At 71.2% G+C, this 20891-nt stretch carries 16 protein-coding genes and 1 pseudogene; 6 read left to right on the forward strand and 11 right to left on the reverse strand.

Annotation, left to right across the window (positions count from 1 at the left end):
• Positions 1-187: 187 nt before the first annotated feature.
• The 9 genes and pseudogenes from radA to add form a co-directional block, all read right to left on the reverse strand.
• Positions 188-1504: pseudogene (radA, locus tag QE374_RS10640) on the reverse strand (DNA repair protein RadA); the annotation flags it as partial.
• A gap of 46 nt (positions 1505-1550) precedes the next feature.
• Positions 1551-2423: a hypothetical protein gene (locus tag QE374_RS10645; protein ID WP_309734705.1), complete on the reverse strand. Its 873-nt coding sequence runs from the start codon at positions 2421-2423 to the stop codon at positions 1551-1553.
• Between the two features lie 184 nt (positions 2424-2607).
• The gene (locus tag QE374_RS10650) at positions 2608-3720 is read right to left on the reverse strand and encodes an acyl-CoA dehydrogenase (RefSeq protein ID WP_309734707.1); all 1113 of its coding nucleotides are present in this window, start codon (positions 3718-3720) and stop codon (positions 2608-2610) included.
• Between the two features lie 17 nt (positions 3721-3737).
• A complete protein-coding gene (locus tag QE374_RS10655) occupies positions 3738-5822 on the reverse strand; it encodes an ABC transporter permease subunit (protein WP_309734709.1) in 2085 nt (694 codons plus the stop codon).
• The gene (locus QE374_RS10660; protein WP_309734711.1) at positions 5819-7627 is read right to left on the reverse strand and encodes an adenine deaminase C-terminal domain-containing protein; all 1809 of its coding nucleotides are present in this window, start codon (positions 7625-7627) and stop codon (positions 5819-5821) included. The genes QE374_RS10655 and QE374_RS10660 overlap by 4 nt, the downstream gene beginning before the upstream one ends.
• Positions 7624-9153 (reverse strand): ATP-binding cassette domain-containing protein, encoded by a 1530-nt coding sequence (locus tag QE374_RS10665; protein ID WP_309734712.1) that lies wholly within the window; start codon positions 9151-9153, stop codon positions 7624-7626. The genes QE374_RS10660 and QE374_RS10665 overlap by 4 nt, the downstream gene beginning before the upstream one ends.
• Entirely contained in the window at positions 9153-10163 is a 1011-nt protein-coding gene (locus tag QE374_RS10670; RefSeq protein ID WP_309734715.1) for a BMP family ABC transporter substrate-binding protein, read from the reverse strand. The genes QE374_RS10665 and QE374_RS10670 overlap by 1 nt, the downstream gene beginning before the upstream one ends.
• 45 nt (positions 10164-10208) lie before the next feature.
• Positions 10209-10838: a hypothetical protein gene (locus QE374_RS10675; RefSeq protein WP_309734717.1), complete on the reverse strand. Its 630-nt coding sequence runs from the start codon at positions 10836-10838 to the stop codon at positions 10209-10211.
• The gene (gene add, locus QE374_RS10680; protein ID WP_309734718.1) at positions 10835-11932 is read right to left on the reverse strand and encodes an adenosine deaminase; all 1098 of its coding nucleotides are present in this window, start codon (positions 11930-11932) and stop codon (positions 10835-10837) included. Before add ends, QE374_RS10675 begins: the two co-directional genes overlap by 4 nt.
• 184 nt (positions 11933-12116) lie before the next feature.
• Here add and QE374_RS10685 point away from each other — a divergent pair, with 184 nt between their 5' ends.
• The gene (locus QE374_RS10685) at positions 12117-12605 is read left to right on the forward strand and encodes a nucleoside deaminase (protein WP_309734720.1); all 489 of its coding nucleotides are present in this window, start codon (positions 12117-12119) and stop codon (positions 12603-12605) included.
• Between the two features lie 259 nt (positions 12606-12864).
• Here the strand turns inward: QE374_RS10685 and QE374_RS10690 are convergent, their stop codons facing one another.
• Together QE374_RS10690 and QE374_RS10695 are read right to left on the reverse strand one after the other, a co-directional pair.
• Positions 12865-13617 carry a GntR family transcriptional regulator gene (locus QE374_RS10690; RefSeq protein WP_309734722.1) on the reverse strand — a complete coding sequence of 251 codons (753 nt, stop codon included), beginning with the start codon at positions 13615-13617 and terminating at the stop codon, positions 12865-12867.
• Positions 13618-13654: 37 nt separating this feature from the next.
• On the reverse strand, positions 13655-14125 hold the full coding sequence (locus QE374_RS10695; protein ID WP_309734723.1) for a DNA-binding protein: 471 nt from the start codon (positions 14123-14125) through the stop codon (positions 13655-13657).
• Positions 14126-14358: 233 nt separating this feature from the next.
• On the opposite strand from QE374_RS10695, the gene QE374_RS10700 reads away from it, so the two are divergent.
• The 5 genes from QE374_RS10700 to QE374_RS10720 are packed head-to-tail and all read left to right on the forward strand — an operon-like array spanning position 14359 to position 20631.
• Positions 14359-15552 carry an amidohydrolase family protein gene (locus QE374_RS10700; RefSeq protein ID WP_309734725.1) on the forward strand — a complete coding sequence of 398 codons (1194 nt, stop codon included), beginning with the start codon at positions 14359-14361 and terminating at the stop codon, positions 15550-15552.
• Positions 15553-15600: 48 nt separating this feature from the next.
• Positions 15601-17214: an ABC transporter substrate-binding protein gene (locus QE374_RS10705; RefSeq protein WP_309734727.1), complete on the forward strand. Its 1614-nt coding sequence runs from the start codon at positions 15601-15603 to the stop codon at positions 17212-17214.
• On the forward strand, positions 17214-18230 hold the full coding sequence (locus tag QE374_RS10710) for an ABC transporter permease (protein ID WP_309734731.1): 1017 nt from the start codon (positions 17214-17216) through the stop codon (positions 18228-18230). The genes QE374_RS10705 and QE374_RS10710 overlap by 1 nt, the downstream gene beginning before the upstream one ends.
• A complete protein-coding gene (locus QE374_RS10715) occupies positions 18227-19024 on the forward strand; it encodes an ABC transporter permease (RefSeq protein ID WP_137418210.1) in 798 nt (265 codons plus the stop codon). Before QE374_RS10710 ends, QE374_RS10715 begins: the two co-directional genes overlap by 4 nt.
• A complete protein-coding gene (locus QE374_RS10720; RefSeq protein ID WP_309734732.1) occupies positions 19021-20631 on the forward strand; it encodes an ABC transporter ATP-binding protein in 1611 nt (536 codons plus the stop codon). Before QE374_RS10715 ends, QE374_RS10720 begins: the two co-directional genes overlap by 4 nt.
• The last annotated feature ends 260 nt before the right edge of the window (positions 20632-20891 follow it).

Here is a 20891-nt window from a genome sequence, read left to right on the forward strand (position 1 = left end):
GCGCCACACCGGCTCCTGGCCCCGATGAGCGCCACACTTCTGCGCAGATGCGCCAGTGAGCCTCTGTAGCGGATGCGGAGAAGTGTGGCAGTTGCGCAACTGCGACGCAGTTCGGGGGAAGGGAAGGGGGTGCCGGCGGAGGGGCGGGCGTGATCAGCGGGCGGAGGCGGCGGGGGGTGGGGATGTGCACCCGGCCGAGGGCGGAGAGCAGGTCCTTCGCGCCGGAGTCGATGACCGTCGTGTAGCCGAGACGGCCGGCCTCGGTGCGGCGCTGGGAGAGCTGCGCCACAGGACGCACCTCGCCGGTGAGGCTCAGCTCGCCGATCGCGGCGACCTGGTGCCCCACGGGGCGATCGGTCGCGGCGCTGGCGATGGCGAGGGCGATCGCCAGGTCGGTGGCGGGCTCGGTGATCTTCAACCCGCCGACCGTCGACACGTAGATGTCGCGCTCGCCGACCCGCAGCCCGGTGCGGCGCTCCAGCACGGCGAGGATCATCGCTACGCGTGACGATTCGACGCCGTTCACGACACGGCGCGGGTTGGGTCCGGATGCGGCCACGACGAGCGCCTGGATCTCGACCGGCAGTGCGCGGCGCCCCTCGAGCGCGACCGTGACGCACGTGCCGCTGACCGGAGCGCCCTTGCTGAGGAACAGGCCCGAGGGGTCCGGGACCTCGCTGATGCCGTCTCCGGTCATCTCGAAGCAGCCGACCTCGTCGGTGGGACCGAAGCGGTTCTTGAGCGCGCGGACGAAGCGCAGCGACGTCTGCCGGTCGCCCTCGAAGTGGCAGACCACGTCGACGAGGTGCTCGAGCAGGCGGGGGCCGGCGATCGAGCCGTCTTTGGTCACGTGCCCGACGATGAGCACCGGCAGCGCGCGCTCCTTCGCGACGCGGATGAGGGTCGCCGCGACCTCGCGCACCTGGCTGGGGTGTCCGGCGAGACCCTCGCTGAGCGAGGAGGACACCGTCTGCACGCTGTCGACGATGAGCAACGACGGCTGGACGTCGTCGATGTGGCCGATGAGGGTGGCCAGGTCGGTCTCGCTCGCGAGGTACAGCTCGTCGTGCAGCGCGCCGGTGCGCTCGGCGCGCAGGCGCACCTGCGCGGTCGATTCCTCCGCGCTCACGTAGAGCACGCGGTGGCCGTCGCGTGCCGCGCGGGCGGCGACTTCGAGCAGCAGGGTCGACTTGCCGACGCCGGGCTCTCCGGAGAGGAGGATCGCCGCGCCCGGGACGATGCCGCCGCCCAGCACCCGGTCGAACTCGGCCACGCCGCTCGCACGTCGCGGCGACTCCGCGGTCGTGAGCTCGGTGATCGGCCGGGCCGCGCGTGCGGCGGTGGGGCTCACCGGCGTGAGCGAGCGCATCACACCCGTCGGCTGCGCCGCCTCGACGACGGTTCCCCACTGCTGGCACTCGCCGCAGCGGCCCGCCCACTTCGCCGTCGTCCACCCGCATTCGGTGCAGCGGAAGGGCGCAGGGGCGGGGCGACGGGTGGCCATGGTCTCAGGCTACGCGGCGCCGGGGACATCCCCGGGCGGGGCCGGTTCAGTCGGCTGCGGAGACGGAGACGAAGTCGCCCGGCTTGGTGCCGCCGGTCGGCGAGAAGAGGATGCGCTGGATGTTGCCCGCATCCGCCGGGTCGAACAGCAGCGGTCTGCGCGAGCCGGTCGTCGGGAACTGCTTCGTCGGCACCGCGATCATGGACTTCACCCAGCGGCTCGTGCCCTCGGTGTCTTCGAAACGCAGTGTGACCTGCGCCATCATCCGCGACGAGCTCGGCTCGGGAAGAGGGGCGTCGGTGATCTCCGCCTCGACCTTCGCGCCGCTGCGGAGCAACTGCGTGGCGAGCTCGTTGTTGAGGCGACGGCGCTTCTGGGCGCCCAGGCGGCCGAGCAGCGTGAGCAGGGTCAGGACCGCGAAGACACCTGGCAGCCACCACTGGGCGGCGTACATGATCCACGCGCCCGCATCCCAGCTCTCGTTCTGCCCGAAGGTCGGGTCGACGGCGATGCCGACCGCGTCCGGGGCGGTCCACAGGGTGGTGGCGTACCAGGAGCCGAGGGTGAGACCGGCCAGCACGATGGGCAGAGGGCCCAGGAACGCGTAGCCGTCGGTGCGCCCGGAGTAGCGGTGATTCCAGGTGCTGTAGCCGCCGACCACGATGATCGTGGCGACGATGCCGATCGGCAGCGACCAGCTGCGCAGCCAGATCGGGATGGCGGTGTCCCACGTGCTGAAGACGCTGTTGAGGCTCATCACGCGGAACTGATCGACGAAGCCGCCGATGCCGAAGCCGATGACGGCCGTCGTCGCCAGCGACGCGACGCCGAACAGGAGCGTCGCGATCAGAGCGGTCGTGCTCCCCCGGTGCTTCTCATTGCGACGGGCTTCCTTCTCGCGGGGATCGATGAGGCTCATCATTCCAGCGTATCCACCGCCGCGCCCGCGACCGCACGACGGGACACGGAGCAAAAAGGATGCGTGGCGACGGCCACCGGAAACGTCGAGGAGGGGGGTCCTCGGCGTGCCTCGGGCGGGTCATCGCCGCCACGCACCCCGACCCGGGCACCGCTTCGCCGAGCGAAGGCGGCACCCGGGGGTCTCACCCGCTCAGCACCCAGCCTCCGACGAGCTCGGAGCTGAACGGAACGGAGTAGGCCATGAGCGCGCCCGCCTGCGCGTCGCGGAAGATGCGCTGGATGGGGGAGGAGACGAGGAACCCGCCGCCCCCGCCGATACGGACAGCGAGGGCCGCCGTCCGCTTGGCGACCTCGTTGGCCAGCATCTTCGTCTCGGTCGCCGCGGGCATCGCCTCGGGCGAGCGCTGGTCGGCGAGCCACGCCGTGCGCTCGGCCATGAGTGTGGCCGCGGTCAGCTCCGCCCACGCCATGCCCGTCTCCTGGCGGACCCAGGTCGCGTCGGCGAGACTCGTGCCGCCGCGCACCTTGCCGGCGGTCACAGCGATCGCGTCGATCGCGGATGCGGCGATGCCCAGCGAGAGGAACGCGAAGCCGACCGTGATGAGGTTCGCATACTCGGGGGCCGGCGGACCGGTCAGTCGCGAGCGCAGCAGGGGCGTGCCGTCGAAGACGATCGTGCGGCTGCGCGTCGCCCGCATCCCCATCGTCTCCTCGATCGCCGGGAACGAGACGGTGTCGTCGACGGTGACGCCGAAGAAGGCGGGCGCCCCGTCGATCCGGGCGTTGAGGAACAGATGATCGGCCGCCTCGGAGCCCGAGACGAACAGCTTGCGGCCGGTGAGCGACCAGTCCTGGCCCACCGCATCCGCGTCCTGCTGGGACGCCAGGAAGTGATTGCCCCCGGCAGGCTCGCTCAGGGCGTTCGCGAACCGCTTGCCGGCCTTCAGCTCTGCGGCGAAGAAGGCGGCCTGTTCGTCGGAGGAGAGAGTCACGAGGGCGTGCGCCGCTCCGAGGTGCATGAGCCACACGGTGGCCACGGCCGGGTGGGCCGCGGCGAGCGTCTGCACGACGGCGCCGAGCGTGGCGTACGACAGCGCCTCGCCGCCGTGCTCGCGCGGCAGGAACGCGACATCCAGCCCCGAGGCCGCAAGGGCGCGCAGGTGCTCGATCGGCAGACGCGCCTCGGCGTCGTCGGCGGCGACGGTCGCGGCGAAGCCGGCGGCGAGCTCGCGGGCGGTGTCGACCCAGTGCTGCTCGTCGGCGGGAGGGGTGACGGGGGACGGGCGGGTGAGCATGGACGGGTCCTTTCGGGTCAGGACAGGCGAAGGTGGGACAGCTGACGGCGCAGTTGGGCGCGGGAGGTGAGCACGAGCACGACGAGGGTGACAAGGTACGGCAGCGCCGTGTAGAGCTCGCTGGGAAGCTGGATGCTGGTCGACTGCGAGAGCAACGAGAAGCTCTGGAGGAAGCCGAACAGCAGGGCGCCCAGCGCGATGCCGATCGGGTTCATCCGGCCCATGATGACGATCGCGAGCACGATGTAGCCGCGTCCCGCCGTCATGTTGGGCGTGAACGAGCCGATCGCCCCGACGGCGATCACGGCGCCGGCGAGGCCGGCCGTCGCGCCGCCGATGAGCAGCGCCCGCGCCCCGACGCTGCGCGGGCGTACGCCGCGCAGCGCCGCGGATGCGGGGTCGGAGCCGGTGGCGCGCACCTGCAGACCGAAGCGGGTGAAGCGCATCACGAGCCAGGCCGCAGCCAGCAGCACGAGCGTCGCGTACACGAGGGGGCTCTGTCCGAACAATGCCGGTCCGATGAGCGGGATGTCGGTGAGCAGGCCCAGATCGATCGACGAGATCGTCGGAACGCTCACGTTCGTACGGCCGGCGGGGATCCAGAGCTGGAACAGGTAGGTCGACAGCCCGAGGCCCAGCATGGTGATCGCGAGGCCGACGACGATCTCGTTCGCCTTGAGCGTGTAGACCAGCACGTTCATGAGCAGCGCGAGGGCGATGCCGACGACCGCGCCGGCGACGAGGCCGAGCCAGGGGCCGAACGAGCTGCCGACGTAGATAGCGGTGAACGCGCCGAGGATCATCATGCCCTCGATGCCGAGGTTGAGTCGTCCCGCGCGTTCGACGAAGCCCTCGCCGATCCCCGCGATCACGAGGGGTGCGGCCAGGGCGATGGCGCCGGCGAGGATCGACGCCCAGAGTGCGATGGTCATCGGGTGCCCTCCTCGGCAGCGGGTCCCGGCCTCGACGACCGGTTCACCGGATGCGGCCGCCGCATCCGTGATCTCCTCGGCGGAGAACGCGCCGTCGTCGGGTGCCGGAGCCGGCCCCGGATGCGCGGGGGCGACGAGCCCGGGCCGCGACGCGGCGATCACCGCGACGCCCAGCAGCAGCACGCCCTTGATGACCTCCGCGATGGATGACGGGATCGTTCCGGTCGCCGACTGCATCCCGACCGCGCCGACAGTGAGGGCGGAGAAGAAGACCGCCGCGACGGCGATGCCGGCGGGAAGCAGGCCGCCGAGCAGGGCCACGGCGAGCCCGGAGAACCCGACGCCGCCCGAGACCGAGCCGAGCAGACGCTCGTTGACGCCCGCGATCTGCAGCCATCCGACGACGCCGGCACCGGCGCCGGAGACCAGCATGGTGCCGTAGAGGGTCCGCTGCCGTGTCGCGCCCAGGCGCAGCGCGAGTGCGGGGCGCTCGGCGAAGACGGCGACGCGGGTCGCCTGCCGCGAGCGACGCCACCACTCGAACAGCACCACGGCCACCACGACGAGCAGGATGCCGACGTGCGCGCGGGTGCCGGGGATGAGAGCGGGAAGGGCCGCCGCGTCGGGCAGACGCTCGCTCTGCGGTGTCGCCGTCGCCTCGCCGCTGGCGAGCCACGTGCGCAGCGTCCAGCCGAGGAAGCCGGTGGCGACGTAGTTCAGGAGGAGGGTGGAGAGGATGACGTTGACCCGCCAGCGCACGGCGAGCCAGGCCGGCACCAGCGCGAAGGCCGCTCCGCCGACGGCGCCCGCGACGAACCCGACCAGCGCGTAGACGGCGGCGGGCGCCGCATCCGACGTCGCGTCGCGCACCCAGAGGATGGCGGCGGTCGCGAAGATCGCGCCCATCGTGACCTGGCCCTCGGCGCCGACCGAGAACACGCCCGCCCGGAGCGCGGGGATCAGCGTCAGCGCGACGATCGCCACGGGAGCCGCCCCCACGAGCAACTCGCCCACGCGGTACGGCGAGCTCGAGACCCCCTCCACCAGCCCGCGCAGGCCCGTGAGCGGGTCGGCGCCGGCGAAGAGGATCAGTGCGACCGCCACCAGCACGACCGCGGCGACCACGCCGCCGGTGAGGGCGACGGACCGCATCCGGGAGGAACGGATCACGCGTGCTCCTCGGGGTCGTGGCCGCAGGCGTCGACGGGGCCCGGCAGGAGAACGTCGACGAACTGCTGCGTGGCCGCGTCGATCAGGCCGAGTTCGGTCAGCCCGAGGTCGGGGACCACATAGAGTCCCACGAAGGACAGGATGATGTACGGCGAAGGGATCGTGCAGCCCAGCTCGTGGGTCGCGGCGTGCCCGGCCGCGAGAGCCGCGGCGGTCTCCTCGAACGGGGCGTCGCTCATCATCCCGCCCACCGGCAGCGCGACGCGGGCGAGGACCTCGCCGTCGGCGACCGTCACGAACCCGCCGCCCATGCGGCCCAGTTCCGCCACGGCGAGACGCATGTCGTCGTCATCCGCGCCGACCACCGCGATGTTCATGTTCGGGCAGTTCATCGTGATCGCGATCGCGCCGCGGCCGAGGCCGAAGCCCTTCACGAACCCGTGACCGGCCAGCGCCTCGCCGTGGTGACGGTCGACGACCGCGATCTTGAGCACGTCCTCGGAGGGGTCGGACACGACTTGACCGTCCACGACCGGCAGGGATGCGGTGAACTCCCGCTTGAAGTAGCCGTTGTACATCTCCATCGCGCGCACGCGCACACGTGTGGCGCCCTCGGGGGCTGCGACGACCAGCAGATCGGCCGGCAGCTCCTCCGGCAGGTGAACGGTGCCGCGGGCCCAGTCCGGCAGCACGTCGGTGTTCTCGAAGAGGGCGACGCCGTCCCTGGCGACGAGGCTTCCGGCGACGACCACGGCCTCCGGCCGCACCTCGGCCAGGTCGCGGATGATCTGGAGGTCCGCGAGGCGGGAGGGGGCGAGCAGACCCAGCACCTGGTCGAGCCGGTAGTAGTGCGCGGGCTGGGTGGTGGCCATGCGGTAGGCGAGCTGCGGATCGACGCCGAAGCGGATGGCCTGGCGCACATGGTGGTCGATGTGACCCTGCGTGTGCAGGTCGAGTGCGTGCTTGTCGTCGGCGCAGAAGCTCAGATGGCGCAGCGCCGGCTCGATCGCGTCGAGATCGGCGAACAGGGGGACAGTATTGTCGGCCAGCGACGATCCCATCACGGTGATCATCGCGCCCAGACGCGTGCGCTCCAGCACCTCGTCGACGGTCGAGGCGTTGTGGTCGTCGCTGATGCCCGCCGCCAGGTAGCCCCAGAGCGACTCGTGGGTCTGCGCCGCCGTATGGCCGGTGAGGCGGCGACCCGCAACGAGCGCCTCGCGGAAACGACCGGTGGAGAGCTCGCCGTAGTCGAACGGGTTGGACTCGCCGAGGGTTGCCGTGTTGTCGTGGTGCAGGCGGGCGCGCACGACCTCCTCCTCGATGACCGCGCCGCCGCGCTCCAGCGCGAAGGAGGTGGGGGTGGTCGGCGAGACCTGCTGGAACACGTGCAGCGGCGTCGTCGTGGACAGCGCGAGGTCCATTCCCCGCGCGCCCCAGACGTTCGCCGCGCCGTTCGGGTCGGTGAGCACGGTCGTCGTGCCGCGGGCGACCGAGAGCCGCGCGAGCTCGCCCGGCGTCAGGTTCGTGTACTCCACGTGCAGGTGGGTGTCGATGAAGCCCGGCACCACGTGGCATCCGCGAGCGTCGATCTCCGCGCCCGCCGTCGGGACGTGATCCCATGGCGTCAGCGTCGCGATGTGCCGCCCCGCGATGAGCACGTCGCGCTCGAGCCACTCCTCGGTGCCGGGCGACTGCACGAGGCCGCCGCGCACGACCAGGTCGGGCGCCGCGTGCCCCGCTGCGACGGCGCGCAGGTGCACGAGTTCCTCGGTCGTCGGCAGCAGGTCGGTGAAGTCGGTCATGAGGTCTCCTCTGCGGGGTCGAGTCCTGCCATCGCCGCGCCGATGCGGGCCGTCGTCGCTCTCGCCGCGGGCAGGTCGGCGACGATGCGTCCGTCGAAGACGACGACGATGCGGTCGGCGAGACCGCGGATCTCGTCGAGGTCGTGCGAGGCGACGGCGACGGCCGCCCCCGCCTCCGCCGCCTGGACGAGGCGGTCGCGGATGGCCTGGGCCGCCCGCAGATCCAGTCCCTGGGTCGGCCCGTACGCGAGCACCACGCGCGGTGCGCCGCCGGGCCAGCTGCGACCGAGCTCGCGCGCCGCCAGCAGCTTCTGCTGGTTGCCGCCGGAGAGCCCCCCCGCGGCGAGGGTCGACACGGCGGGACGCACATCGAACGCGGTGAGGCGCTCGTCGGCCGAGGCACGCGCAGCGCCGCGGGCGCGGCGGTCGGAGCGCACGCCGCTGGCCGCCTCGTAGAGTCCCAGCGTGTCGCCGAGCGAGAGCGCAGGAACGAGCGCGTCGCTGCGCTCCTCGGGGATCCACGCGACGCCCCCGCGGAGCAGCTCGACGGCGGAGGGCGCCGTGCGGTGTTCGAAGACGAGGGACCCGGATGCGGGTGCCCGCAGCCCCGCCAGCACGTCGATGAGTGTGTTCTGGCCGCTTCCGGCGACGCCCGCGATGCCGACGATCTCTCCGGCGCGCAGCTCGAGCGACACGTCCGTCAGGGCCGCATCGGTGTCGGACGAGGCATGGACGTTGTGCACGGCGAGCACCGTCTCGCCCGGGACGCGGGGCGCCCGAACGGCGGGTTCTTCGAGGTCGCCGACCATGAGCCTGGCGACCTCGGCGGCGGAGAGACCGCGCGCAGGGCCGTGGTGCACGCGGCGTCCGTGCGACAGGACGGTCACGTCGTCGGCGACCGCACGCACTTCCTCGAGGCGGTGCGTGATGAGCACGATCGCCGTGCCCAGGCCGCAGAGCGTACGCAGGTGTTCGAACAGGCCCCCTACTTCGCGGGGGCCGAGACTGGCGGTGGGCTCGTCCAGGATGAGGGTCGTCGCCCCCTCGGCGAGAGCGACGACGATCTCGCCGAGCTGGCGGTGCGCCTGGCTCAGCCGTGCGGTGGGAACGTCGAGCTCGACGCTCACTCCGGCGCGCTCGAGGGTGTCCGCCAGGGCCGCGCGCGCGGCGCCGCGGCGGGCGATGCGCGCCGAGCCCACGAGCAGCAGGTTCTCCACGAGGCTCAGCTCGCCCACCAGGCTCAACTGCTGCGGGACCATGTTCACGCCGCTCCCCTTGCCGGCCGCGCGGTCGCGGGGCGCGTAGGAGGTTCCGTCGAGCGTCATCGTGCCCGCATCCGCCGACTCGATGCCGGCGAGGATCTTCGCCAGCGTCGACTTGCCCGCGCCGTTCTCCCCGACGAGGGCGTGCACGGTGCCGGCGCGCACGGCGAAATCGACGGCGTCCAGGGCGTGGACGGCGCCGAAGCTCTTGGAGACCGACCGGGCGACCAGCGCCCGGTCGGTCTCAGGGGTGGGGGTGGTCATCAGGAGATGGTGACACTTCCGTCTTTGAGGCCTGCGATGAGCTCTTCGACCTTCGATGCGACGTCGGACGGCACGGCACCGTCGACGCTGTTGATGTCCTGGTAGACCAGGCCGCCGTTCTCGAGCGTCGAGGTGACGCCCTTGCCGCCGAACTTCTTGTCCGCGACCTCTTCGACCCACGCCTTGACGATCGGGTACATGTCGAGATCGACCGTGGACACGTTGGTCTTGAGCGCCTCGGCGCCGGCGGCGGGGGAGACGCCCACGGAGAGGACGCCCGCCTTCGAGGCCGCAGCGCCGACACCGGCGGCGATGCCGTCACCGGTCGTGTAGACGAGCTTCGCGCCCTGACCGATGAGGCCGGTGGTCGCGGATGCCGCGGCCTCCGCGTCGTCGAAGCTTCCCGCGTAGACGACCGGGAGCAGCTCGGCCGACGGGTTGGCCGCGAGCGCGCCCTGCTGGAAGAACGAGTCCGTCGCCTTCACGAAGTCCAGCTCCAGGCTCTCGACGCGTCCGATCGGCGATGCCTGGGTGAGGCCCGCGATGTAGCCGGAGAGGTAGCCCACCTCGGGCGTGCTGTAGGTCCAGGTCTCGACGTTGTCGGTGTACTTGTCGAGGATGTCGGCGCCGCCCGATGCGGTGAAGTGGGTGTCCGGGAAGTCCTTGGCGACGGAGAAGATCGCGTCGCCGAGCTCGATGCCGTGTCCGATCACCAGGTCGAAGCCCTGGCTGGCGAAGTCGGCGACCACCGGCTCGCTGGTGGCGGGGTCGGCCATCTGCTCACGCAGCTCGTACGTGATGAGTCCCTCGTCCTGGAGCTTGGCGAGGGCGTCGGCCAGTGCCTGGTTGAAGGCGCCGTCGTTCGCGTTGCCGGGGGTGAGGGCGCCGACGCGGATCACGTGATCGGATGCGGCGGAGGACGACGTGGCGTCGGCGGTGCCGGAGCAGCCGGCGAGTGCGAGCGCGGCCGTCGCGGCGATGGCCGCGGCGAGGAGGGGGCGAAGACGCATTGCGGTGTCCTTTCGGGTGGGTGTGGCGGGTTCGGGTGGTGCGGGTCAGGAGGTCGAGACGGTGAAGCCGGGGGCGAGGGTGGCGCCCACGAAGGCTGCGCTGTCGGGGGACCAGTGCGCGAGCACGGCTCCGGTGGCGCGGTCGAAGCAGGGGTCGAGCCGCACCTCGGCGGCGGCCGCATCCGGGTGCAGCGCGGCATCCGCCACGCAGACCACCGGCGTGCCGTGCAGCGTGCGGGCCGTTCCGGTGGCAGGCAGTCGCCCCTGGTGCTCGAGGGAGATGAGGGCTGCTGTCGCAAGGAAGCCGCGCATTCGCGTGTCGTCGGAGCAGTCCGCCGGGTCCTTGGTGCAGCCCTCGGTCCAGGCGATGGTGCCGGCCGCATCCACCGAGACGGCGCTGCGCTGGGTGCCGAGAGCGGTGTCGCCCTGACCGATGACCTCGATGCGCAGCTGGAACGCGTCGCCGTCGCGTCGCACGTCGATGCGCTCGGTGTACAGCGGCTCCGACTTCGTGCCGGTGACCTGCCAGTGCGCATCCCAGCCGGCGACGAGAGGTGCGAGCTGGACGGAGGCGTCGGAGCGGACCAGGGCCGCGCCCGTCAGTGCCGTCGCCACGACGACCGCTCCTGCGCCGCACGCGGCGGCGAGGAGGGACAGGCGACGGCGACCGCTCATACCGGGGCGACCTCGCTCACGGCCGCGAGCTCGGCGTGCAGCCGGCTCTTCGTGTCGACGTCGGCGAACGACGCGTCGATGGAGCGCGCGGCGAAGCCGACCAGATCGGCGTAGTCGAAGCCGAACTGCTCGGCCGCCACCGCCCAGTCCGCCTCGAGCGTGGTGCCCAGCGGAGCCGGGTCGTCCGTGTTCAGAGTGACCGAGACGCCCGCGTCGAGCAGACGCCGAAGAGGGTGGGAGTCCCAGTCGGGGTAGATGCCGAGCGTGAGGTTCGAGCGCGGGCACACGCCGAGGCTGATGCCGTCGGTGATGAGCCGGTCGATGAGGGCCGGATCCTCGATGGAGCGCACGCCGTGGTCGATGCGCTCCGCCTGCAGCAGCTCGACCGCATCCCACACGCCCTCCGGCCCGCTCGACTCTCCGGCGTGCACGGTCCGGCGAAGGCCCGCGGATGCGGCGAGCCCGAACGCGCCGCGGAACTTCTCGCCGGTGCGGCCGGTGACCTTCTCGTCGCCGTCGACGGACAGGGCGATCACGCGACGCGGTCTGGCGGCGACGAGCTCGCCGACCAGACGCTCCGCCTCGGCGCCGGACTGGTTGCGCAGCAGGGAGTAGGCGACGCCCACCTGGCAGAGGCCGTCCTGCTCCGCCTCGTCGAAGCCGGCGCCGAACGCGTCGAGCAGATCGAGCTCGCGGCCGCGCCACGCGTTCCAGTGCGTGGGGTTGACGATGACGTCGCTGTAGCGGATGCCCGACGCGCTCTGACGCACGGCGAACGCGTACGCCACACGGGCGGCCTGCGACGGGGTGCGCACCAGCCCGCACTGCCAGTCCAGGAAACGGAGGAAACCGCTGAGCCCGGCCGAGCCCGCTCCGGCACCGCCGCCGGTGGTGACCTCGGGCGCGGCGAAGGCGGCGTGCGTGGAGATGTCGAAGAGCGTCGCGGCGGGCCCGGGCAGGGCGACGTCGTTCTCCTTCGCCAGCGTCAGCATGTCGAGCAGCGAGAACGTGCCCTCGAGGTGCACGTGCACCTCGGCCTTGGGCAGCGCGCGGATCGCCGTCTCGTCGATGCGTGCGACGTGGTTCTGCGACATGGGTCCCTTTCGGATGCGGGTGGGAGGTACAGCGGCACGCTATCCGCTTCGCGCAACTTGTCGACAAGTGGAGCGAATCTCGTTCGCGACTTGTAACACCCGCGTAATGCTCACCCCGGATTTTGGCGGATCTGGCCGCTACGGTGAAAGTCGGTTCGTAGTACTTGTTCACAAGGAGAGATTCGTGACGCACTCACTGACAGAGGCCGACCTCGCCCATCTGCGCCAGAGCATCCAGGTCGCCGAAGACGCGGTCGCTCACGGCACGCACCCGTTCGGCTCGATCGTCGTGAGCGCGGCGGGAGAGGTCGTCTCCTCGTGCGGCAACAACTCGCTGCCCCCTGAGGGCGACCCCACTCAGCACGCCGAGCTGCAGGCGGTCGCCGCCGCGTTCCGGGTGCTGGGGGCGGACGGCATGAAGGGCTCGACCCTGTTCACGAGCGCCGAGCCGTGCGCGATGTGCTCCGGTGCCGCGTACTGGTGCGGTATCGACCGCGTGGTCTACGCGCTCAGCGAGCACCGCCTGCTCGAGCTGACGGGGGACCACCCCGAGAACCCGACGTTCTCCCTGCCCTGTCGCGAGGTGTTCGCGCGTGGCCAGCGCGAGATTGAGGTCGTCGGCCCGCTGCTCGAGGACGAGGCCGCGAAGGCGCACGTCGGCTTCTGGGTCTGACTCCGCTCAGGCGCCGCCCCAGGGCCCGCTCGCCCTCCGCCCGCGTGGGTTCCCCCTCGCGTGGGTTCCCCCGCTGGCTGCTTCCCCTGTCACAGATCGAGCCCCGAAGCGCCGCCTGTGACAGGGGAGCACGGAGTCTCCTCGCTCGCCTGTCACAGATCGACGCGGAAGGCGCGATCTGTGACAGGCGAACGGGCTCAGGGAGCGCCCATACGGTGACCGCGACCGGAGCGAGCAGCCGTGGATGCGGATGCGGGGCTCAGGCGCCGCCCCAGGGCGGGCGGACCGTGCGCACGAGCGAATACGACACGATGTCGGGCGCGTGGTACTCGAAGCTGTGCATGAGGCGGCGCCCGCTGGCCCCGATCCCCACGATCTCGGAGGTCATGACAGGGGAACCCTCCGCACGCTCGAACAGCGCCGCCAGTTCGCCGTGCAGGGTCGTGACGCCCGGCGTCGACACCTCCCAGATGACGGGTTCGCCCCAGACCTTGGCGGCTGCGGTGAAGACGGACTCGTTGGGATCGAAGCTGCGTTCTGCGCTGTCGAGCGGAAGGACGTCGTCGGCGATCATCGCCACGACGCCGTCGGCGCGCCAGAGCTTGCGCACGGCGAGCGCGGGCATCTCGGCCGCGAGCTCCATGAGCGCACCCACATCCGGGCCGAGGGTCGTCGTGCCGCTGGAGAGCGTCTCGACCTCCGATTGGTAGCCGAGGCGGTCGAGCAGGTCGGTGTGCTCGAACTGCTCCTCCAGGCGCACGCTCAACCGCAGGGCTATCGGGTCCACCGTGGTCACCGAACCCTGTCGCCGGCGCACGATGCCCTGCGCCTCGAGGGTCGCCATCGCGTTGCGCAGCTGCTGCCGCGTGCATTCGAGGCGCGCGGTCAACTCCAACTCCCCCGGCAGGGGGGTGCGGCTGGCCGCGGCCTCGCGTACGAAGCGCAGCAGGCCGTGGAGTACGCGAAGGTGGGCGCGATCGCCGAGCGGGCGAGGCAGCGGCAGATACGTCACAGCGGGACCTTCCGGGTCGCGAGTACGGCTGAGAACATCATGGCGTAGTCGCGGCCGGGATCTGCAGGATCGGAAGTCCCGCGGATCCCGGATGCGGACGCCGCTCCAGCACGGGGGAGAGGATCTCGTCCAGCACCACCTCGACGACGTAGTGCGTCTCGCCCGAGAGGAGATGCCCCGCGTAGGCGCGCGCAGCGTCGTCCTTCACCCCGACCGCCACGTGCACGTGGACGACGAGCGCGCCGTCGGATGCGGTCGTGATCGTTCCCGAGCCGAGGCCCTCCGTATAGGGGACGTCGACGGCGGTCGGCATGGGTGCCTCGGGATCCACGGCCGGCGTCTCGGCGGCGATGAGGCGCACGGTGCGAAACGCTCCGCTGAACGTCGAGATCGCGGCCTGGGCGATGCCGTGGCGGCGGCACGCGTCGGCGAGGGAGGTGAGGATCTCGTCCCCGGGCTCGAGCACCACGACGACGCGGCGCCCGGTCTGGATCTCGGCGGTCTGCATGGAAGCTCCTGTCGGGCTGCTTGTCGATAAGTGAGCGTTCCCACGGCGCGAGATCGATCGTTCAGATCATCTCCAATGGCGATTTCCTGCGTGTTGCCCGTGTTTCGCTTCGGTAAATATTCCGCCGAATGTCAACACTTGTCGATTTGTAGGCCATGTTCCTCGGTATCGTGACGATCGGTCAGCGTTGCCCACCCCGTCCCCTTTGCCCTCCTCGCCCCCGGGAGATCGCCGTGTCCACGCCTGTCACCACCCCCGTCCTCCACGTCTGGGACGGCGAACGAGAGGTGGGCTGTGCCCGTCTGTCCTGGCAGGACGGGCGCATCACCGCCGTCGAGAGCGCCGAGGGTGCGCCCGAGTACAGCGTCATCCCCGGGCTGATCGACACCCACGTGCACCTCGACGCATCCGCGACCCCCGGCGCCGACTGGCTCACGTGGCCGCTCATCACTCCGGCGGCCGAGCGTTCCCTGCACGTCGTCGCGCACGCCCGACGTGCGGCTGCGGCGGGCGTGACGACCCTGCGGGACCTGTCGGGCAGCGAGGTGCAGTACGCCGTGGCCCGCGCGCTGGAGGCGGGACTCGTCCCCGGCCCCCGCCTGCTCGTGAACGGTCCCGTCGGCATGACCGCCGGCCACGGCGACCTGTTCACACCGCCCCACTACCCGCACCGTCCGCCGGTGGCCGACTCTCCCGACGAGTGCCGCAAGCTCGTGCGCCAGTGGGCGCGCGCCGGTGCGGACGGCATCAAGATCTACACGAGCGGCGGCGTGCTCTCCATGGGCGACAAGGTCGGCTGGCGCAACCAGACGGATGCGGAGATCGCCGCGACCGTCGACGAGGCGCACGCTCTCGGCATGCTCGTGGCCGCGCACACGCACAGTGCGGAGGGCGTCGACATCGCCCTGCGGTTCGAGGTCGACTCGCTCGAGCACGGCACCGGAATCGAGGAGCGCCACTGGGAGACGCTGATCGAGCGCAATGTGCCGGTCGCTCCCACCCTGCTCATCAACGACGCGATCGCCGATCGCCGCATCCCGGTCAGCGACGAGGCGGCCGAGAAGGCGCGCGCCGTGGTGATCGAGCGGGACGCGAACTTCACGGGCGCCGCCGCGGCCGGTGTGCGCTTCGTGCTCGGCACGGACGCGAACGGCGTCATGGTGCGTTTCGGCGACCAGCTCGAGGAGCTCCGCCTCATGAAGACGGCCTTCTCGTGGAGTTCCGAGCGCGCGCTCATCGCGGGCACCTCCGATGCCGCGGACGCGGTGCGTCTGACCGGCACCACGGGGCGCCTGAAGGCCGGTCTCGGTGCCGACTTCCTCGTGGTCCGCGGCAAGCCGTGGCAGGACATCGAGACCCTGCGCCCCGAGAACCTCGTGGCCGTCGTCGCACGCGGCGAGCTCGTCGCCGGCGCTCTTCCCCTCTGACCTCCCCCCATGCACCACCCGACCCCTTCCCCGCATCAAGGAGATCCCGTGACCCTCATCCGATCCGGCGGCGCCCGACGCGTCGCCCTCCCGCTTCTCGCGGGACTCGCCGTCGCGACCCTCGCCGGCTGTGCCGCCTCGGCACCCGCCGCCGACTCCGCGACTCCCGCCGCCGATCTGCCGCAGGACATCGTCTTCGCGCTCAAGGAGGACCCGACCTGCCTCGACCCGCAGCAGACGTCGGTGACCACCTCGCTCATCGTCGGACGTCAGCTGACCGACTCGCTGCTCGACCAGAACCCCGACACCGGCGAGATCGTGCCGTGGCTGGCGAGCGACTGGACCGTCGCGGACGACCTCACGTCCTACAGCTTCACCCTGCGTGACGGCGTCACCTTCAGCGACGGCACCCCGCTGACCTCCGAGGCGGTCGCCGCGAACTTCGACGCGATCAAGGCGCTCGGCGCATCCGCATCCCTCGCCAACGGCTACCTCGCCGGCTACGCGGGAACCGACATCAAGAGTGACACCGAGTTCACGGTGAACTTCTCCGCTCCCAACGTGCAGTTCCAGCAGGGCGCCACCACGATGTCGCTCGGCATCCTCTCGCCCGCCTCGGTCGCGGAGACGGCCGAGGTGCGCTGCCAGGCCGTCGTCGGCACCGGCCCCTTCGTGCTCGACTCGTACGTGCCCAACGACGCCGTGAAGATCGTCAAGCGCGACGGCTACGACTGGGCGTCGGCGCTGCGCGGTCACGAGGGCGAGGCCTACCTCGACTCGGTCACCTTCCCGATCATCACCGAGCCCTCGGTGCGCACCGGCGGTCTCGAGTCCGGTGAGTACGACGTCATCCAGGACGTGCCCTACGTCGACGAGGCGCGCTTCACCGGTGACAAGTACCACCTGTACGCGAAGGCGAACCCCGGCGTCCCCAACTCGCTCGTCGTCAACACCTCGCGCGGCGTGCTCGCCGACGAGGCGGTGCGTCAGGCGGTCACCAAGGGCCTCGATCGCGACAAGATCAACGTGCTCGCCGGCTCCATGAGCGGCAAGGCGCCCACGAGCGTGCTGACCTCCTCGACTCCCGGCTACACCGATCTCGGCGACACCCTCGCCTTCGACGCGGATGCCGCCAAGAAGCTTCTCGAGGACGACGGATGGACGCTCGGATCCGACGGCATCTACGCGAAGGGCGGCCAGCCGCTCAGCTTCACGGTCACCGCGTTCTACGCGCAGGACGTGCTCGAGGCGGCGCAGATCCAGCTCAAGGAGATCGGCATCGACATGCAGCTGAAGATGGTCTCCTCGGGTGACTTCTTCGGCGCCATCGCCTCCGGTGACTACGACGCGCTCGGCGCGGGTCTGACCCGCACCGACCCCGATGCGCTGCGTACCCTGCTGTCGACGGCATCCCCCTCGCGCTGGGGCATCGTCGACGACGCAGAGCTCGAGGGCCTGCTGCAGAAGCAGTCCCAGACGGCCGACGTCGCCGCCCGTCAGAAGATCGTCGACGAGATCCAGCAGATCGTCGCCGAGCGTGCCTACGTGATCCCGACGCTGGAGACCGTGCAGCTGCACGGCTCGCGCGCCGGCGTCGAAGGAATCACCTTCGACTCGGCTTCGCGTCTGCACCTCTACGACGCCGCGGTGGTCTCGAACTGATGACCATCCCCGAGCAGCGCGTGGCCTCAGCGGGAGGGCGGGCACAGGCGATCGCCCGCTTCCTGATCCCGAAGATCGTGCAGTGCCTCTTCGTGATCTGGGCGACCTACACCGTCGCCTTCCTGCTGATCCATGCGCTGCCCGGGGACCCCGTCCTCGCCGCGCTCTCCCTGCGCGGCGGCGACGCCACCACGACCGACCCCGTCCAGCTCGCAGCGCTCCGCGAGCGCTACGGGCTGGACGGACCGGTCTGGCAGCAGTACATCGTCAACTTCCTCGCCCTCTTCCGCGGCGACCTCGGCATCTCGATCGCGACGGGGCAGCCCGTCGTGGAGATGATCGGCCGTGCCTTCCCGAACACCGCCGCGGTGGCCGTGTTCGCGCTCGTGGTCGGCTTCGTCGCGGCGCTGGCGTTCACCGTCTGGGCCTACATCGCCCGGCCGGCGTGGATGCGGGCGTTCGTCACCCAGATCCCGCCCCTCGGCATCGCGATCCCGGCGTTCCTGTCGGGTCTCGTCCTCATCAGCGTGTTCTCGTTCGGACTCGGGTGGTTCCCCGCATCCGGCACGAACGGCTTCGTGAGCGTCGTTCTGCCGGGTATCACCCTGGCGCTGCCGACCGGCGCCATCTTCTTCCAGGTCTTCTCGGCCGCGGTCTTCGACGCCGGTGCCAGCCCCTTCGTCTTCACCGCCAACGCGAAGGGCCTCACGCAGCGCACCGTGGTGGTGCGGCATGTGCTGCGCAACGCCCTGCTGCCCTCGATCACGATCATCGGCCTGCAGATCGGCTACCTCGCCGGCGGTACGGCCGTGGTCGAGACGGTGTTCTCCCGAGACGGGATCGGCCGCCTCACCGTCGACGCCGTGCTCGCCCGCGACGTGAACGTCGTCCTGGGCGTGGTCGTGGTCGTGGCCACCGTGTACGCCATCGTCACCCTCATCGTCGACGGGCTCTACGGCGTGATCGACCCGCGTACCCGAACGCGGCTCGTCGGACGAAAGGCGGGTGCGCGATGAGCATCCTTCGCAGACCCGGCCTCCTGCTCTCCCTCCTCCTGCTGCTGTTGACCCTCGTCGCGGTCGTCGCCCCGCAGCTGCTCGCTCCGTACGATCCGTACGACTCGGTGGGCACCGCGCGGCTCGAGCCGCCGAGCGCGGAGCACCTCTTCGGCACCGATCACCTCGCACGCGACGTCTTCTCGCGCGTGATCTACGGCGCCCAGCTCTCGTTGTCCTCTGCCGTGCTCGCCGTCGTCGCGGGTGTGCTGATCGGGTCCATCGTCGGTCTCGTGTGCGGCTACGTCGGCGGACCGCTCGACTTCGTGGTCATGCGCTTCGTCGACGTGCTCATCGCGATCCCCGGCATCCTCCTCGCGCTCATCGTCGTCGCCTCGCTCGGGTTCGGTCCGCTCTCGATCGCCCTCGGTGTCGGACTCGGCACGGCCGGGTCGTTCGCCCGCGTCATGCGCTCACAGGTGCTGCGCGTGCGCAGCGAGGAGTATGTCGAGGCGGCGCGGACGCTCGGCGCCCGCGGCCCCGCGATCCTCGTGCGTCACGTCATGCCGAACGCGGCGCGGCCCATCATCGCGATGGCCTCGCTCGAGCTCGCCCTCGCCATCCTGTCGGTGTCGGCGCTGAGCTTCCTCGGTTTCGGCGCTCAGCCGCCGGCGCCCGAATGGGGAGCGCTCGTGTCGGCAGGGCGCGACTTCGTCGCCATCGCGCCCTGGCTGAGCCTGCTGCCCGGCGCCGTCATCCTCGCGGTCGTCCTCTCGGTCAACCGCGTCGCCCGCTTCATCGGAGGTGACCGATGACCGCTCCTCTTCTGCGTGTCACGGATCTGCGCGTCGACTACGGCACCGGACGCCGTGCCCACCGCGCGCTGCGCGGCATCGACCTCGAGGTGAACCCCGGCGAGATCGTCGCCGTCGTCGGCGAGTCGGGATCCGGCAAGAGCACGATCGCCCACGCGCTCGTGAAGCTCCTGCCCGCCGAGGCGCACGTGCGCGGCGGATCGATCGTCTTCGACGGCACCGAGATCACCACCGCGTCGGCGTCGGCGCTGCGCCGCATCCGGGGCGGACGGATCGGCTTCGTGCCGCAGGATCCCTCCCACAGCTTGAATCCGCTGATGCGCGTGGGTGAGCAGATCGCCGAGACGCTGCGCCGCCACCGCGGCCTGTCGCGGGCGGATGCGGCCCGCCGCGCCGTGGAGATCATCACCGAGGTGGGCGTGCCCGAAGCCACGCTGCGGGCGGGCCAGTATCCGCACGAGCTCTCGGGCGGCCTCCGCCAGCGCATCCTCATCGGCATCGCGTGGGCGTGCGAGCCCGCGCTCGTGATCGCAGATGAGCCGACCAGTGCACTGGACGCGACCGTGCAGCGCCACGTGCTCGATCGGATGCAGGCGCTCGCCGAGGCGCACGGCACCGCCGTGCTGCTGGTGACGCACGACCTGGCCGTCGCCGCCGACCGCGCCGATCGCATCATCGTGGTCGAGAAGGGCGAGATCGTCGAGAGCGGTCCGGCCGAACTCGTGCTGTCGGATCCGACGCATCCGTACACGCAGCGCCTGGTCGCCGCAGCGCCCGGCCTCAATGCGCGACGGCTCACCCCGTCGGCCAGCGTCGTCGACCGCGTCGTCCCCGACAGCGGTGCGCCGCTGCTGGAGGTCTCGGGCCTGGGCAAGACGTACGGCGGCAGTCGCGGCATCCGCGCCGTAGAGGCCGTGGACTTCTCGGTCGCGCGCGGGACGACCTTCTCCCTCGTCGGCGAATCCGGTTCGGGCAAGAGCACGACGGCGCGCATGGTCGCCAGGATCATCCCGAGCGACGAGGGTGAGATCCGGTTCGACGGCGAGGACATCACCGACCTCCGAGGCTCGGCGCTGCGCGAGCTGCGCCGCCGCATCCAGGTCGTGTACCAGAACCCCTTCGGCTCGCTGGACCCGAGGATGAGCGTGGCGAAGCTTATCGCGGAGCCGTTGCAGGCGTTCGGCGTGCCTCGCGCGGAGCGCACCTCGATCGTGCGCGACCTGCTCGGGCAGGTGCGCCTGTCGACCGACCTGCTCACCCGGCGCCCTGCTCAGCTCTCGGGCGGACAGCGTCAGCGCGTCGCGATCGCGCGCGCGATCGCCCTGCGTCCTGAGCTCATCGTGCTCGACGAGCCGGTGTCCGCGCTCGACGTCTCAGTGCAGGAGCAGGTGCTGCAGCTGCTCGTCGACCTGCAGGCCGAGCACGGCCTCACCTACCTGTTCATCTCGCACGACCTCGGGGTGATCCGCCAGATCTCCGACCGCGTCGCCGTGATGCGCGGCGGCCGCATCCTGGAGCAGGCGACGGCCGACCGCATCTTCGACGCCCCGGCCGACCCGTACACGCGGGAGCTGATCGGCGCGATCCCCGGCGCCGCCGCCGACTGACCGCCCGCGCGGCGCGGAGCCCGGTGTGGGTGCGCGGTGGTGGGGCGTGCGGGGCGGGTGCGGCCTGCGGGCTGGTGCGGGCCCGAGGGTGTGTTCGGGTGCGCGTCTCAAACGTGCACGCCCAGCGGCCGCGTTTCGTGCACAAGTGAGACACGGATGCGGTGGGTCGGGGCATGTGCGGATGCGTGTCTCAGCCGTTCACGTGCGGCGACCGCGTTTCGTGCATATGCGAGACTCGGATACCCGCGCCGGGCACGGAT

Source organism: Microbacterium sp. SORGH_AS_0428 (assembly GCF_031453615.1).
In the GTDB taxonomy this organism is placed as follows: Bacteria; Actinomycetota; Actinomycetes; order Actinomycetales; family Microbacteriaceae; genus Microbacterium.